At 63.1% G+C, this 892-nt stretch carries 1 protein-coding gene; it reads left to right on the top strand.

Translation table 11 applies throughout. The annotated features are described in order from the left end of the window. Positions 1 to 643: hypothetical protein (locus tag ACYVDE_RS24530; protein ID WP_460504137.1), on the top strand; the 643-nt coding region annotated here is incomplete at its 5' end. Positions 644 to 892: the final 249 nt, after the last annotated feature.

Raw genomic sequence — 892 nt, 5'->3', positions numbered from 1 at the left:
GGCGACCCCGGCCCTGCCGCCCGATACGGCCATGCGCCGGGTGGTGCCGACGGTGCGGCGGCGGGTGGGCTTCGTGCTGTCGCTCGACAACCGGCAGTCGTTCGTACAGGCTTCGGCCGTGCACATCATTGGGCTCAATGCGGGCATTGTGCTGCCCAACCGGCGCTGGCGCCTGGGTGTGGGCGGCTACACCCTCGGCCGTAGCTACAACGACCTGTACGTGTACCAGGTGAAGAACGGCAAGCGCACCAAAAAAATCGTCGATACCCTCACGCCCCACCTCGACCTCACCTACTTCACGCCCAACGTGAGCTACGTGTTTCTGCAGCGCCGCTGGCTCGAAATCAGCCTGCCGCTCGGGTTTGGCCTGGGCCGCAGCCACTACACCGAAACCAACCAGAACGACCAGGTGAAAACCGACACCAAAGGCCTGTTCTTCCCCGTCGAGGCCGGCCTGAACGTGCTGCTAAAGCCCCTGCGCTGGGCGGGCGTGAGCGGAAGCGTAGGCTACCGTAAGTCGGTATTTGAGATTGACTACAAGGAGGATTTCGACGGGCTGTATTTCAGCTACCGCCTCAACCTCTTCGTGGGCGCCATCTGGCGCGATTACCGGGCCTACCGCCTGCAGCGGCATCACAACTAAAAGTTGGGTCATTAAGCCCCGGCGGGCCAACGCAGACCCACCTGCTTGCCGTATCTTGGGCAGAAGTCGTTTTGCTGCCGTCTATGCCATTTCCGTTACGTAATTTCAGCACCCGCCCCTTGAGCTTGAACAGGTGGTTGGGAATAATTGCCTGTGTGCTGCGCCTCGCCGGCCCGGCCGTTGCCCAGTCGCAAGCCTCTGCGCCCACGGCCGAAGCCCGCTGCCTGATGCTCCCCCTCGACCCCGCCC

It is taken from the genome of Hymenobacter agri, from assembly GCF_054778495.1.
The sequence above is the reverse complement of the archived record's forward strand: the minus strand, read 5'-3'. Positions and strand labels throughout refer to the sequence as shown.